The 14689-nt window shown below is 73.1% G+C and carries 7 protein-coding genes and 2 pseudogenes; 4 read left to right on the top strand and 5 right to left on the bottom strand.

Going from position 1 to position 14689, the window contains the following annotated elements; genetic code table 11:
- Window positions 1-125 precede the first annotated feature (125 nt).
- The 3 genes and pseudogenes from ACYVOO_RS03440 to ACYVOO_RS03430 form a co-directional block, all read left to right on the top strand.
- Window positions 126-1346, top strand: a complete 1221-nt coding sequence (locus tag ACYVOO_RS03440) for an aconitase family protein (RefSeq protein ID WP_461014155.1) — start codon at window positions 126-128, stop codon at window positions 1344-1346.
- A 102-nt stretch (window positions 1347-1448) separates the two neighbouring features.
- Window positions 1449-1589, top strand: a pseudogene (locus tag ACYVOO_RS03435) (ABC transporter substrate-binding protein); the annotation flags it as partial.
- A gap of 180 nt (window positions 1590-1769) precedes the next feature.
- Window positions 1770-2255, top strand: a pseudogene (locus ACYVOO_RS03430) (ABC transporter ATP-binding protein); the annotation flags it as partial.
- 54 nt (window positions 2256-2309) lie between these two features.
- On the opposite strand, the gene ACYVOO_RS03425 reads toward ACYVOO_RS03430, so the two are convergent.
- From ACYVOO_RS03425 to ACYVOO_RS03410, 4 genes are read right to left on the bottom strand one after another with little or no spacing between them, the layout of a single operon-like run.
- Window positions 2310-3575 carry a TIGR02679 family protein gene (locus ACYVOO_RS03425; protein WP_461014154.1) on the bottom strand — a complete coding sequence of 422 codons (1266 nt, stop codon included), beginning with the start codon at window positions 3573-3575 and terminating at the stop codon, window positions 2310-2312.
- Window positions 3572-7849: a TIGR02680 family protein gene (locus ACYVOO_RS03420; protein WP_461014153.1), complete on the bottom strand. Its 4278-nt coding sequence runs from the start codon at window positions 7847-7849 to the stop codon at window positions 3572-3574. The genes ACYVOO_RS03425 and ACYVOO_RS03420 overlap by 4 nt, the downstream gene beginning before the upstream one ends.
- Window positions 7846-9171, bottom strand: a complete 1326-nt coding sequence (locus ACYVOO_RS03415; RefSeq protein WP_461014152.1) for a TIGR02678 family protein — start codon at window positions 9169-9171, stop codon at window positions 7846-7848. The genes ACYVOO_RS03420 and ACYVOO_RS03415 overlap by 4 nt, the downstream gene beginning before the upstream one ends.
- Window positions 9168-10895, bottom strand: coding sequence for a TIGR02677 family protein (locus tag ACYVOO_RS03410; RefSeq protein ID WP_461014151.1), 1728 nt, complete (start codon window positions 10893-10895; stop codon window positions 9168-9170). Before ACYVOO_RS03410 ends, ACYVOO_RS03415 begins: the two co-directional genes overlap by 4 nt.
- Before the next feature lie 330 nt (window positions 10896-11225).
- On the opposite strand from ACYVOO_RS03410, the gene ACYVOO_RS03405 reads away from it, so the two are divergent.
- Window positions 11226-13298, top strand: a complete 2073-nt coding sequence (locus ACYVOO_RS03405) for an ATP-binding protein (RefSeq protein ID WP_461014150.1) — start codon at window positions 11226-11228, stop codon at window positions 13296-13298.
- Here the strand turns inward: ACYVOO_RS03405 and ACYVOO_RS03400 are convergent.
- The coding region (locus tag ACYVOO_RS03400) for a hypothetical protein (protein WP_461014149.1) at window positions 13258-14689 on the bottom strand (1432 nt) is incomplete at its 5' end. The genes ACYVOO_RS03405 and ACYVOO_RS03400 overlap by 41 nt on opposite strands.

Raw genomic sequence — 14689 nt, 5'->3', positions numbered from 1 at the left:
TGTGCGCGTCCCCGTCCTCCTTTGTGCTCGGTTCCGGATCGTCGCGCTCCAGCGGTTGTATCAATCCGCACCTTGAGTCAACGCCGCCCTCGGAGTCAGGCACCCCGGCCCCCTTCGGGGAGCCGTTGCCCGAGGGGCCCGTCGCCATCGCCGCGATCACGAGCTGCACCAACACCGCCAACCCGACGCTGATCGTGCAGGCCGCGCTGCTCGCCGAGCGCGCGGTGCGGGCCGGGCTGAACGCGAAGCCGTGGGTGAAGACCTCGCTGTCGCCGGGCTCGCGCGTCGTCGAGGACTATCTGCGCGAGGCGGGGCTGCTGACGGCCCTGGAGCGGACCGGGTTCCACATCGTCGGCTTCGGCTGCATGACGTGCATCGGCAACTCAGGCCCCCTCCACGCCGAGCTGGAACGCCTCGCCGCTGCCGAGGCGGCCGACCCCGTGGCCGTCCTCTCCGGCAACCGGAACTTCGCGGGACGCGTCAACCCGCGCGTCGCGCACTCCTATCTCGCCTCGCCGCCGCTCGTCGTCGCCTACGCGCTGGCCGGTTCCGTCCTGCACGACTTCGCGCGCGACCCGCCCGGCACCGATGCCTCGGGCGCGCCCGTCCTCCTCAAGGACCTGTGGCCCACGGACGAGGAGGTCGCGGCGCGCGTCGCCGCCGCCGTACGCCCCGAGATGTTCCGCGCCAACGCCGCCCGGCTGCGCGAGGGAACCCAGGCGTGGCGGGACATCGAGGCACCGGGCGGCACCCGGTTCCGCTGGGACCCGGACTCGACGTACATCCGCCGTCCCCCGCACCTCACGGACCTGCCCGCCGAGGCGTCAGAGCGGCTGCGCGTCGACCGGGCCAGGGTGCTGCTGCTCCTCGGCGACGACGTCACCACCGACCACATCTCCCCGGCCGGTGCCATCCCGGCGCGCAGCGCGGCCGGGCGCTGGCTGGCCGAGCACGGGGTCGCGCCGCGCGACCTCAACCAGTATTCGACGCGCCGCAGCAACCACGAGGTCATGCTGCGCGGCGCCTTCACCAACGCCGCCGTCGCCGAGTCGTACGAGCGCATCCACCGCAGCAACCTGATCGGGATGGGCGTGCTGCCCCTGGAGTTCGCGGAGGGCGACGACGCGTCGGCGTACGGCTTCACCGGGGAGGAGGACCTCTCCCTCACCGGCCTCGACGAGCTGCGCGTCGGCACGAACGACGTCGGCCTGCATCTCGTGCGTCCCGACGGCTCCCGTACGAGCGCCGCGCTGCGGCTGCGTCTCAACTCGCGCCAGGAGCTGGCCTATCTGCGGCACGGCGGAGTCCTGCCGTACGTGGCACGACGCGCCGTCTCGGCGCCCTGACGACGAACCCTCCCCGTACCCCCGTACCCCCGTCCCCACTTCGCCGACCACTCGACGGGCGCGCTCGTCGAGAAGGTCGTCTCCGGCGAGTACGACTTCTCGATCAACATCAGCGGCGGCGTCGCCATCCCGGCCGCAGACCGCAGCGCCGGGCTGCTGGGGTGGAGCTACTGCGAGGAGGGCACCGTCGTCGTGCCGCGCGCCGCGTCCGTCGTGAAGACCGCGCCGCACCCGCACGCCGCCCGCCTCTTCCTCGACTTCCTGCTCTCCGTAGAGGGCCAGGCGGCCGTCGCGGCCGGGGGACTGGTGCCGTACCGCGCTGGGGTGCGCCAGGACGCCATGGACAGCCTGGCCGACATGGAACGCAGGCTCGGCCGGGACCGGGTGCACCGCTACCGCTACGTCCGGGTGCCGGAGCGGACGTCCTACGCGCTGTGGCCGCACATGACCATCGCCGACAACCTCGCCCTGCCGCTCAAGCTCCGCAAGGTCGCCAAGGCCGAGCGGCGGCGGCTGATCGACGACGCGCTCGGCAAGGTCGACATGCTGCACCTGCGCGAGCGCTACCCGCACCAGCTCTCCGGTGGCCAGCAGCAGCGCGTCGCGCTCGCCCGCGGCATCGTCTACTCGCCCGGCGTGCTGCTCCTGGACGAGCCGCTGTCCAACCTGGACGCGAAGATGCGCGACCAGGCCCGCATGTGGCTCAAGGACCTCCAGCGCGACGTCGGCATCACCACGGTCTACGTCACCCACGACCAGATCGAGGCGATGTCCCTGTCGGACCGCGTCGCGGTCTTCATGCACGGCCGCCTCCAGCAGATCGGCACCCCGACCGAGATCTACGAGTCCCCGGCCACCCCGGAGGTCGCGGGCTTCATCGGCCGCTGCAACCTCCTGGAGGGGCACGTCGAGGACGTCGCGTCGGCCACGGGGAGCGCGTCCGCCTCGGACCCCGGCCCCCGCTCAGGCAAGGTCCTCCACCAGCAGGTCCAGGGTGGCCTCCTCGTGCAGGGCGACGTTGAGCGCGGTCATGCTGTGGGCCAGGTCCGGATCCCAGCTCGCGGCCACGGGCGGCCCCGTGAGGGAGAGCTGGGGTATCTCCCGCGCACTGGTGCGGGCGACGAGGCGTTCGTAGTCGTCGGCGCTCATGCGCCAGGGGCGCGCGGCACAGCGGCTGATGACGCGGTTGGCGAGGGCGATGCCCGGCCAGTCGAAGTCGCCGTGGTACGCGAAGGCGCAGCCCGCGTCGGCGAGCGCGTCGAGCAGCGTGAGTACGGCCGTACTCGCGTTGCCCGAGGTACAGACGACCGGCTGCGTGCAACGGGCCTGCGCCGCCGCCTCCACCACGCGGGGGTTCTCGCAGATGCGCACGAGCGTGTCCGGCGGCATGGAAAGCCGCGTCCCGCTCAGATCGCGCAGCGTGAGGTGGGTCTCGGCACCGTGCTCCGCGCGTTCGCGAAGGGCTCGCGCACGCCAGTCGTCGCCCTCGGGGCGCAGCCCGTAGGAGAGCACGGTGCTGGACACCTCGTCCGGGGCGACGGCCGCCAGCCGCCACAGTGCCCGCCGTCCGGCTGCGTCCTCGGGCAGTTCGGTACCGTGCGCGAGGGCTATTCCGCGCAGGACGAGGCGGGTGAGCCAGGCGCCGTCGTCGAGCCCGTGCGCCGTCCCCGTCGTCTCGGCCGCCAGCTCCCCGCGCCCCCGGATGCGGGAGGCGCCGTCGGGCGGGAACAGCAGGGTCAGGACGTGGACCGCCTGGTGCAGCGTCCGGACGGCGATCTCGGGCCCGACGCCCTTCGGGACACCGGCACGGCGCAGCGCCTCGGCCCATGGGCGACTCCACCCCTCCGCCGCGAGCGGGGAGGAGTCCACGGCCGAGGCGAACGACGACCAGACGTGGTCGCGACGGGCCTGGGCCCGCGACCGGGCGGCCCTGCGGTCCACGAGAGGCGGGCCGAGCGCGTTCAGGGTCTCCACCAGGCCGCAGCAGGCGGAGGAGGCGCGCAGCCGTGCGTCGAGCTGGTCCAGCCGAACAGTGACGGCGGTGGCCGTGAGCGTGCGGCCGAGCAGCAGCGACAGCGCTTCCCGCTCCTCGTGCGCGAGCGCGCCGAGCCGCAGCGAGCCCGTGGCCTGGAGTCCGTTGCCCTCCAGCCGCTTCCGCGCCGCCGTCCACAGCCCTGTGAGTCCTGGTCTGGCGAGCCAGTCCCTGGCGTCGGAAGGGAGCGTGGTCATACGGGCATCAGCCGCCGGTGGCGGCCGTTCCAGGTGTAGTGGAGGCTGGCCACGCCCCGCACGCGGGCATCGCGCAGGCACTCGTAGATGTGCAGGGAGGGCACCTCGGGCCAATTGCCCATGAGCCGTTCGCTGGTCAGGACGAAGTCCAGGTCCAGATCGACGAGTATTCGGCCGAGCCGCCCGTGCGTGGGCTCGTCCACCTTGGCGAAGGCGTCGTCCAGCAGGATCAGCCGGGGCGCGTGCGGGGCGGCTTCCCCGAGGGTGGTGAAGTGGGCGGCTGCCGCGGCGAACAGCACCAGATACGACAGCACGCGCTGCTCGCCCTGGCTGAGCCCCGTGCGCCCGGTGAGCTTGCGCTTGCGTCCCGGCGCCGCGTCGTCGACGACGTACGTCTCGAAGCGGAACCAGTCGCGGTAGTCCAGCGCGGTACGCAGATGAGCGGCGTATCCGGCGGACGGGTCGGCCTTCCGGGCGTCCTCGATGCGGCGTTGCAGCACCTCGCGCAGTTGCTCCCCCTGCTCACGGGTGCGGAGACCGGAGGGGCTGCGCAGCAGTTCAACGGCGGCGCGTACGTCAGCGTCCACATCCTCGTGGAGCTGCCACCGCAACTCGATGCCGAGGCCGTGCGAGGTCCGTACCGTCCTGAGTGTTTCGTTGAGAGCGGCCACCAGATTGGCGGCGGCGATGACCTGGGCCGATAGGTGGTCTCCCAACTCGCCCGTGAGGAAGCGCTGGAACACCTCCCGCTCGCGTTCGGTGAGCCGCCCGCGAGCCTCGGTGGCCTGTGCGGCGATCCGCTCCCCGACGAGGGCGACGTCGTGCGGCCCGTGATCGTCCACCAGTCGGCAGATCTTGACGCCGTCGTGCTCCTCCAGCTGGGCGTCGTAGCCACCGGCGAGCTGATCGCGCAGCTCCGTGTGCCGGTTGAGCAGGGTGGTGTCCGATACCTCGCGCCCGGGCTGGCCGAGACCGTCGCGCACCGCGTCCGTCAGCTCCTGGAGCTGACGGACACGCGTGCGCACATCGGCTCCGGGGTCCTCGGCCGCGCCGAGCCGCGCTGACGCCGCGGGCAGCTCCGCGCCCCGGACCACGTCCGGGCGTGCCACGACGCGGCGCAGGACGCGGCCGACGGCGACGACGGACTCCTCCTGCACCGTCAACGCGTGGCGGTGCTGCTTCTCCTCCTCTTCCGCCCGGACCGTCAGGTCATGGAGGCCGGCCAGCTCTTCCCTGACGTCGTCGAGCTGTCGCTTCGCCGCCGTGATGCGCTGCTCCGTGGCCCGCTCCCTGGCGAGGATCTCGTCCTCGGCCGCTCCGACGGCCTCTTCGAGGGTGCGGAGGGCTGTACGTGCCGGGGTCAGCTCGTCGAGCCGGCGGCCGTACTGGCGGCCCGCTTCGAGACGCTCCTCGTGAACGCGCCGGTACCCCTCGACCTCCGTACGGCTGACAGTCAGTTCCTCGGCCGTACCGCTGACGGACCGGCACAGCCGCTGGACCGCACTGCCGAGGGCGGCCAGTGACGTGCGGACACGGGCGAGGTCTTCCGCCGCGGCAGGCAGGTCATGGGCGCTGGCGGTGGCCTCGGTCTCCGTACGCGCTGCGACCGCACGCGCGCGGGCGGCCTCCGCGTCCCGCGCCGCCTTCCTCGCCTTCGCGGCCAGTTCCTTGCGGGCCCGCTCGACCTCTTCCAGCCTGGTCCACGCGGTGGAGAGCCGACGTGCCCGGGGCAGCTCGCGCAGCGCCGTCTCCACCGCCTGCCGCCTGCCGTTGACGTCGTCCAGAGCGGACCGCTCGGAGGCCAGCCGCCGTTCCACGCCGTCGATCCGCTCCGTGAGTTCGGCGAGCTTACGGCGGCGCGTCTCGGCCCGGACGGCGGCGCCGACGTACTCGGCGGTCTCCTTCATATGGCGGCCTCGGGCAGCGCCCAGGCGCCAGCTCCCGTCGAAGCCGACGGCGCTGACGGCACCCGTCGTCGTGCCCGTGGGGGCGAGTGCGATGGCGGCCAGCCCTCGGCGCACCTGCTCGGTGGTCAGGCCACTCTCCCGGGGCACCACGGGGCGAAGCGCACTGGCGAGGGTGCGCTCTCCCGGAGCCGGAGCCGAGGCGGTGGTGACGGGATCGAGCAGCGTGTCCCGGGTGTCGGGGTCGAGGAACGTGCCCTCGGCGGAGACCCAGGCGTCCAGGAGTCCGCTCGCCTCCAGGGCCGCCTCCAGACCGGCCCGCTCGGTGTCGGAGACGGACTCGGCGAAGTCCACGAGCTGGTAGAGCGCGGCGCCCGTTCCGGCCGCCCGCTCCGCCGCGCGGTGGTGTGGAGCGGGCGGCTGCGGATCGGTGCGCGCTTCCCACTCCCGCCACGTGCGCACCAGCTGGTCACGCGCGTCCTCCGTACGGCCGATGTCCAGGGCGAGACCGTCGCGGCGGGCGGCGAGCCGTTCGGCGTACGGGTCCAGCAGGGCGCGGGCGCGCTCCTCGACCTGGGCATCGACATCGGCGGCGAGCACGCGTTCTTCGAAGGGCGCGTCCGGAGCGGAGGCGAGGCCGGTCAACGTGCGTACGGTTTCGAGCGAGGGCACGTCCGGGTCGCCGGAGCGGGACCCCACGCGCTCCAGCCACTCCTCCGTATGCCCGGCGTACCGTGCGCTCTCCTCGGCCAGGGATTCCCGGGCTTCGCGGAGCCGGTCTTGCGTGGCCTCCGCCGCCTCGTCCAGCCGTTCCCGTTCGGCGTCCGCCTGGGCCGCGTCCGCCTGGGCCCGCTGAGCGAGACCGATGAGCCGCTCCACATCCGTGACCATGCGAGAGCGGTGTTTCACCACGGACCGCGCGTCCGTCAGCCGCTGTTCCCACGTACGCAGAGCTGTTTCCGCGGCCTCCGTGTCCACGGCGGTGACGTTCCCGAGGCCAAGGTGCCGTACCTCTCCGTCGGGGCCCGTCACCTCGGACTCGACGGGCGGTGCCAGAACGGTCAGCGGGACGGAAGGGGCCTCGCCGAGGTGGCCGCGTGCGACGCCGGCCCGTTCCGCCTCGGACACCACCTCGCGGTGCTCGTCCGACAACGCGCGGAACCGGCCGCCGAAGCGCTTGTTGTCCTGGCCGAGGCGTTCCGTCGCGGTCCTCTCGGCGCCGTGGGAGTTCAGCAGCGTGGTGAAGGCCGACTCCGCCGCGGTGTGCAGCGCCGCCACCGTCCTGCGGCGTTCTGCCAGGTCTTTCAGACTCCGGTACCCCTCGCTCGCCCGCAGTGCGTCCAGCTCGGCACGCGCGTTGTCCAGCTCGTCCTCCAGCGCCGTCAGCCGTGCTCCGGTCTCGGACTCCCGCTCCCGGAGGCTCGCCGTCTTCTTCCCGGCGTCACCGGCCGCCCGCCGGCGCTGCGTGAGCAGCCGCAGCTCCTCGTCGACGTTCTCCGCGTTCCGGCGCAGCACGCCTTTCAGATATCCGCTGTAGCTGGTGAGGAAGGTGCGCAACGCGTTGTCGGTGCGCTCCAGGCGGCCCAGTTCGTCCCGCACGGCGTCGAGATCGTGGAGATTGCGCGCGACCTTCTCGACCACATCCTCGTCCAGCCCGGGAAGCGTCTCGCTCAGCAGGGTGATCAGCCCGCCGGATTCGATACGGTCACCGACCGTGGGGCGCCGCAGCCGGTGCAGGAGCTGGGTGAGGTTGCGGTACCGCGTGGCTTCGGTGAGGCCGAAGAGCTTCCGGGCCACCCGGGCCCTGTGCTCAACGGCGTGTTCCGTCACATTGTCCGGGCCGACGGCGTCCTTCAAGGCGTCGATCGGCAGCGGTTTGCCGGAGTCCACCAGAGTGAGGTCCTCGCCGACGCGGAGAGGCGTGATGAAGAAGAACGGCGACGCCTTCTTCGTGGACTTCGAGGCGCGCAGGGCGGCGCCGAGCGTGACGTGACTGTCGCTGCCGTCCTCCGCCGTCATGCGGAACTCGACCCAGAGATAGCCGAGGCGGTTGGTGCCCTCGAAGCCGTCGAGCATGAGCCAGGCGAGTGTCGTCCGCCCCGTGCCGGTGGCGTCCAGGGCGCGGGCGTCGCCGTCCAGCAGGTACGGGAGCAGCATCTCCAGGGCCTTGGACTTACCGGCGCCGTTCTTGCCGCGCAGCAGGAGGCGGCCGTCGCCGAAGAGGAACTCCTGCTGGTCGTACTGCCAGACGTTGACGATGCCCGCGCGGTGCAGCCGATAGCGGGGGCCACGGCGGGAGGCGGGGTACGGGGACGGGGACGAGGACGAGGGCTGTTGCAGCGGGATGGGCGCGCTGCCGTGGGACGTCATAGCGGAAGCTCCTGCTGGGTGGCCGGTTCCTGCTGCGTGGGAGCAGCCTTGCCTACAGTGACGCGGGGGGCGTAGCGCGCTGCGGCGGCGAGCAGCACCCAGCCGTCGCCGGTCCCCCGGGCCGAGGAGACGTCGGTGACGGAACGCCCCTCGGGGACAGCGTCCTGGTACGTCGGCGGCAGCCCTTCTCCCGCCGAGCGGAGCGGGTGCCGCCGCGCCACCAGCCGCATCCGGGCCAGCAGGTCCAGCACGGCCGCCCGGAACTCCGGAAGATCCTCGACGTAGCCTCGCTGCCAGTTGCACCGCTTGCCGTACTCGTCGACGAGCCCGGCGAGCACGCGCTCCACGAGCCCTTCGGGGAGGGGGACGCCGACCACGAGTTCACCGCCCGTGGCGGGGTGGCCCGGCTTCTCCGGGCGCAACTCGCCGGCCAACCGCTCCACCAGGAGCAGCGCGGCCTGCGCGAGGGTTCCCGTACCGGGGAGGCGGAGGTCGGTCAGCTCCTCCTCCGGGTCCACCAGCACGACACCCTCGGCCCGGATCTCGGCCTCCAGACCGAGCAGTTCGGAGAAGGCGGTGGCCTCGCGCCGCTGCCGGGTCCGCAGCCAGTCGCGCTCGCTGTCGGCCAGCTCGTCGAGATAGACGGCGGGTGTCTCCACCAGCATGCGCCGCACGTATGTCCGCGGCCCGCCGAAGCCCGGGTCGGCGCCGCGCCGCACCAGATCGGCCCCGTCGCGGCTCTGCGCGAGGGGCCCGGAGACGAGGGCGCGGGCGATCTCCCGGTCCACCGTCAGCAGCGCCTCGCCCGTGCCCTCTTGGGCGACGGCGGCCACGCTGCCGTCGGTCTCGACCAGCGCGCCCCAGTCCACGAGTTGTCTCAGAGCGGCGGCCAGTGTGCGCTTCTCCGCCTGTCGGCCCGTTCCCTCCAGCTCGATCCCGGCATCCGCCGCCGCGGCCTTCAGATCCGCGACGAGCCGGGACAGCAGCATCTGTTCCGGAGCGGTGACGAGTACGGAGAGCGCCAGCGCGAGACACGCGTAGGTGCGCGGTGTGAAGGGAGTGCCGGTGGAGCGTACGAGCCGGTGCCCCGATCCGTGGCCGAGGCCCGCCTTGAACAGCCGCGCGTAGGCCGTGTCCACCAGCAGTTGGTAGCCGAGCACTTGCTGGAACCGGTGCGTCAGCCACTCGGCGTGCCTGCGGATGAGGGGGAACAGGTCCGCGTGGGGCCCCTTCGCCCGCACCAGGGGGTGGGTGAGCAGCAGCCGGGCCGCGCTCCGCCGCTCGGCGGCGAGGGCGACGTCGTGCGCGGAGGGCACTGTCATGACGCGCTCACCCCCGTACGCGCGTCTTGTGTGCCGCCCTGTGCGTTGTCCGGCGCGTTGTCCTGTGCGTTGTCCGATGCGGCTCCCAGGAGCCCTTCGACGCTCAGGTCCAGTTCCTCCAGGGTCAGGTCGCCGTCGACGGAGTGGAGCACCGTGCTGCTGCCGGGCAGGCGCCGGACGGAGAGCCGGATGCCGAGTTCCGCGTCCTCCGTCCAAGCGGCTTCGAGACCGAAGCCGCTGCCCGTGCCTGAGGCGCTTCCGCCGCCCTCGTCGGAGCCGTCCGCCCCGCCGGCGCCGTCCTCCGTGCCGGTGCCGTCCTCCGTGCCGCGCAGCAACCGCGCGTTCCCCAGGGCGCCGGCCAGCAGTTCCAGCAGCAGAGCCAGCGCCGGGGAGGTGAGCCGGACCCGGGCGAAGTGGCCTGAGACGCCGCGCAGCTCGTCGGCGGCGGCCTGCCGGGCCGACGCGTGTTCCCTGGCCTCCCGTTGCAGCCGTTGTCTCTGCTCGGAGTGGTCCTCCACCGACGACGTGCGGCCACGCTGGGCGCGGCTCCCCCGCTCGCGCAGGGCCACCGGGACCTCCACCACGGGGCCCGTCCACCAACTGGTGTACGCGGGCACCGCCTCGTCGGTCTCTGGCGGCACGCCCAGATGCCGGGAGCTGTACATGCCGAAGGCGGAGACCGCGATGTCGTGCGCGTCCTCCGGAGCCGCCTCGTCGAACCAGCGGGCCAGCTTCAGCAGGTCCTTGCGCCGCGACATCTCCCCCGACGCCGAACGCAGCATGCGCTTGGCGTTCGCCAGCAGAGACTGGAGGGCACGCATCGTGGCGTCCCTGAGCTGGTCCACCTGGCTGCCCTGGCCTTCGGCATCGGTGAACCAGCCCCGCAGCCCCTCCCAGTCCGCGAGTTCCCGGCCCCTGCTGCGCTGCACCCGTGTCTCGGGCAGCCCCTCCACCGTGCCGGACAGGCCGCCCGAGACGGCGTCGATGCGGGCCAGCAGCCCGGGGAGGCCGGGCCACAGGGCGTCGAGGGTGGCGGCGATGCGCGGGGCCCGGAAGGACACCTCCTCGGTTATCGCCTCCACGTAGTCCAGGAGCAGGTCCTTGAAGCCCTGGTACTCGGCGCTGTCCAGGTCGTAGCGGGCCAGCACCTGTCCGAGGTAGGCGTAGAAGTCACGGATGGAGTCCGCGAACTCGGTGAACTGCACGAACAGCGTGCTGATCCGCTCCAGCGACTCCTGGGGATTCGCGCCGCCCGGCTGCTGAACCAGCTCGGCCAGCTCGCGCAGCCCGCGCTCGACCAGGGCCAGCAGCTCGCTGCTGACCTCGCGCGCCGCGTCAGCCCCGGCCAGGACCTCGTCGGCATCGCGCTGGACGCGCTCCCCGAGCTTGGAAAGCTGATAACGGGACCGGGCCCGTTGGTATTCACGGATGCTGGACGCGGTGACGGTGTGGCTGCTGCGGAGGAGGTTTCCCCAGTCGGTGAGCTGTTCCAGGCGGGCGGTGAGCTGGTCCGCGTCCAGGCCGGCGGCTGCGCCCGTGGTCCCTCGCAGCTTCGCCAGCACGTCGGGGACCGAGAGGTCCGTCAGCAGAGTCGCGCAGAACACGCGCATGATCTCGACGTATTCGAGCCGCTCGCGAGCGCTCAGGTAGGAGTACGTGGTGAGCCGCTGCCACGCGTCTTCGCCGTCGGTCTCCTGAACCGACTCCAGGTCCTGTTCCGCCATGAGAACGAGGCTACGTACTCCTACTGACAGCGGGGCCGCGTTGACCGAGCGCGACCGAGCGCGACCGAGCGCGACCGGGTGCGGCCAGGTGCGAGCGAGTGCGGCCGGATGCGGCCGGATGCGGCCGGGAACGGGCGGGAGCCGCCGTGGATGTCCGGAGGAGCAGGCTGGACTCGCTGCTGAGAAGGTTCTCCTGGGCTGTCATTCCGTCGTGCGACGTGGATAAAGTCGGCGGGGAGCGGACCCGGGAGGGGCGGCGTGATCGAGGTCGTGACGGCGAGTGCGGTCACAGCATTTGTGACTGCTGTGCTCAATGGTGCTGCTGGTGAGATGGGAAAGCAGTTACTGCTGTCGACACAGGCGCAGATCGTGCGGACCCTGGGACGGCCGACGCCCCTCCCGGCCAGCGGCCCCGAGCTGGACATGGTGGGCCGCGAGATCAGCTCCCGGCTCGAACCCGACCAGCGCCTCACCCGTGAGTGGGCACTGCTCCTGGGCAGCGCGCCCGTCGCGGCCACGCTGACCCCCGGAGCGGGGATGCCGCCGTCACCCCGGGACTTCACGGACCGGGTGGCCGTGCTGCGGCAGTTGAAGCGCGAGGCGACGCGTCCCGCGAAGGGGCGGTCGCGGGTGGCGCTGCTGTGGGGCCCGCCGGGTATCGGCCGCCGAGTGATCGCGTTGCAGTTCGCGTCCGAGAACGCGGGTCTCTATCCCGACGGGCAGTTCTACGTCGATCTACGGGACGTCGCCGGGGACCAGGCCGTGGAGCCCGTCGTCGTACTCCAGCGCGTGCTGCGGGAGATGAACGTCGGCCCTGACGACCTTCCGGCCACCGAGCTGGGGTGCCAGGACCTCTACCGGCGTCTGACGAACGGCCGTCGCGCCCTCGTGGTGATCAACCACGCGACGACGGCAGCCCAGGTGCGCCCCCTCGTCCCCAACACGCCGGAACTGTTCCTGGTGGTCGTCGCCTCGGGGCCGCCCTTCGCCCTGGACGCCGAGCGCATCGAGGTGCCCCCGCTCAAGGACCGGGACGCGAAGGCGCTGCTCAAGAAGGCGGCGGGAGCTGAGAACGTCGCGCGGGCAAAGGCGCGGCTGCCCGGAATCCTGGAGCGCTGCGAGGGGAACGGCTACGCGCTGCGCGCTGCGGCGGTGCGGCTGTTCGACGCGGAGCCGCCAGAGCCGCTGAGTGAACCCCGGTCCCTGCCCTCCGACCCCGTGCGCGGCACGGTGCGGGCGGTCTGCGCCCGACTGCCGTCGCCGACAGTGCGGATGTGCCGTCTGGTGGCGCTGGGCGGCTGGCCGGTGGTGACCGCCGAGCTCGCCGCGTGGGCGGTGGCGGCGTCCCCGGAGGACGTCGCGCCGATGCTGGCCGAGGCGGCCGAAGCGGAACTGCTCCAGCCCCTGGGCGACGGCGGCTACCGCTTCCCGCCCGAGGTGGGGCGCTACCTCGCGGACACGGCGGGCGCGGAACTCGGCGCGCCCGCGTGCTCGGCCGCTGTGTCCCAGATGCTGACGGGCCTGCTGAACCGCGCGGAGCACGCGGCGCACGCCGCGCTGCCGCAGAGCTGGCGGGTCGCGGAAGCACCCGAGCGGGGCGAACCGTACGCGGGGGAGGCCGAGGGCCTGGCGGCGCTCGTGGCCGGGCGGGTGAACCTGCTGCGGGCGATCTTCGTCGCGGAGGACTACCAGCACATCGAGACCTGCCTGCGGCTGGCCCGCACTCTGTGGCCCCTCGTGCTGAAGGCCGGGTACTGGGCCGAGGCGCTGCCCGCGCTCCAGGTCGCGGCCCGGCGCGCGGACGAGCGGCATCCGGAGTCGGAGACGTCAGCGGCGCTGCACTTCCAGCTCGCCCACTGCCTGGGCCAACTGCGCCGCTGGGACGAAGCGGAACGCGAGGCCGGGACCGCCGTCGCGCACGAGCGGGCCGCCGGGCACCTCTTCGGCGAGGCGTCCTGCGTCGAGTATCTGGGCCTGCTGCACCTCTACCAGTCGAAGGGCCCGGAGGCCGCGCAGCGGTTCGCCGAGGCCGGAGCGCTCTACCGGCGCACCGTGGACGACAGGGGAGACGACGCGGGAGCGGATGCGGGAGAGGACCGCCAACTGCGGCGCGCCCTCGCCCTCCTGGAGCGCCACACGGGGCGCGCCCTGTGGGTCAACGGAGAGCTGGCGGAGTCCCGCCGTCATCTGGGCGTCGCACGCGCCCACTTCGAGCGGGAGGGAGAGGACTACAACCTGGCCCGCACGCTCACCGACCTCGCGGAGACGACGCACACCATGGGGCGCGACCGCGAGGCGCTGGACCACATCGCCGAGGCCGAACGGCTGCTTCCCGCCAGCGCGAGCGCGCACCGCCGCTATCTCACGGACCTGCGGCGCCGCTGCGAGGCGACGTCGCGGTAGACGCGGTAGCGGACTCCACCGTCACCGGGTGCGTACGGCCCGCCGTGCGCACCCGTAGCGTCGTCGTTCCCTCCGGGGGCAGGGAGCCTCCGCCGGTCAGCCAGGCGTGCAGCGCCGAGGCGTAGGCGGCGGGGTCCGCGTCCGCGTCCGGCCCCGAGGCGAGCCGGAGCAGGCCGTACCCCCGCACGTAAGCGGTGCAGGTGTGGGGGCCGGTGACGTAGGCGGCGAGCGCGCACTGCGGGTACCGTTCCATCGCCTCCGCGGCCCAGACCGCCGGACCGCCCCACCGCGGGTCGTCGCGCGGCCCCTCCCGCACGATCACGTCGGCCACGGTGAGATCGACGGGATTCCGCGTGTCCTCGTGCACCGCGAGATGGGTCTCGCCACTCGCCCCGTACGGGTGCTCAGCCGTCCGCTCGACGCCGATACGCCGCCCCTTGACCCAGGTCCGCACGTGCAGCGGCGCCGTCCGCCGGGGCGGCTCGTAAGGCGGCAGCGCCAGCGGCTCCAGCAGCGCGGGGGACGCGGGCTCGGAGAGGCCCAGCAGCTCGTAGAAGCTCCGGCGCAGCAGCGCGGCCGACTCACCGGGCACCGAGCTGGTGAACTCCGCGGGGCCAGGGAGGGGTCGGTGCCCCGAGAGGGCCCGCTCCAGTTGGCCGCGCAGGTCGGCGTACGGGTCGAGCCGGGGCGCGGTACGGACGAAGTCCGCGAGCGGTGCCTCGGGGTCCAGCCGCTCCTGGCCCGTCGCCGCGAGCAGTACGGGGACGCCCAGCGCCGCGGAGTAGTAGGAGACGGCCCCGAAGTCGCCCAGCACGATGTCCGCGGCCAGGAGAGCCTGCCGCCAGGAGTGCAGGGGGTCGATGAGCGCGAGCCCGTGGCGACGGGCCCGGTCCAGCCACGCGCGCACCTGGCCCGGCCCGTGGCCGTACCAGATGTTGGGGTGCAGCACGGCGGCCACGCGGTACTCGTCCGCCGGAAGCTCGGCGGCCAGCCGTGGGAGCAGGCTGGGCAGCAGGTCCTCGGGGCCGCCGTCACCGAAGAAACCCTCGGGGTTCCACGTGGAGTTCAGCACCACGAGCCGCTGCCCGCGCCGCACCCCCAGGGCACGTCGGAACCGCTCGCGGTACGGGCGTCCCGCGAGCATGCGGTCGTAGCAGGGGTCACCCGCGACGACCGCGGCGTGCGCAGCCTCCGGGCACACGCGTCGCAGCCGCGAAAGCTGCTCGGGGTGGGACAGCACGAGGGCGTCGACGAACGGTTCGCCGTCCGCCAGCAGCCAGTCGGGCGCCAGCCCGAACGTCGGCTCCAAGGCTCGCGGCTCGCGGCTCGCGGCTCGCGGCTCGCGGCTCGCGGCTCGCGGCTCGCGGCTCGCGGCTCGCGGCTCGCGGCTC

This window comes from Streptomyces daliensis, from assembly GCF_054782395.1.
This window is presented reverse-complemented; position numbering and strand designations above follow the sequence as displayed.

What these genes read in the sequence shown, in the direction of transcription:
- ACYVOO_RS03425 (WP_461014154.1), bottom strand. Translation starts at nt 3,575, where the DNA reads ATGACCACGCTCCCTTCCGACGCCAGGGACTGGCTCGCCAGACCAGGA.
- ACYVOO_RS03415 (WP_461014152.1), bottom strand. Translation starts at nt 9,171, where the DNA reads ATGACAGTGCCCTCCGCGCACGACGTCGCCCTCGCCGCCGAGCGGCGG.
- ACYVOO_RS03420 (WP_461014153.1), bottom strand. Translation starts at nt 7,849, where the DNA reads ATGACGTCCCACGGCAGCGCGCCCATCCCGCTGCAACAGCCCTCGTCC.
- ACYVOO_RS03405 (WP_461014150.1), top strand. Translation starts at nt 11,226, where the DNA reads ATGGGAAAGCAGTTACTGCTGTCGACACAGGCGCAGATCGTGCGGACC.
- ACYVOO_RS03410 (WP_461014151.1), bottom strand. Translation starts at nt 10,895, where the DNA reads ATGGCGGAACAGGACCTGGAGTCGGTTCAGGAGACCGACGGCGAAGAC.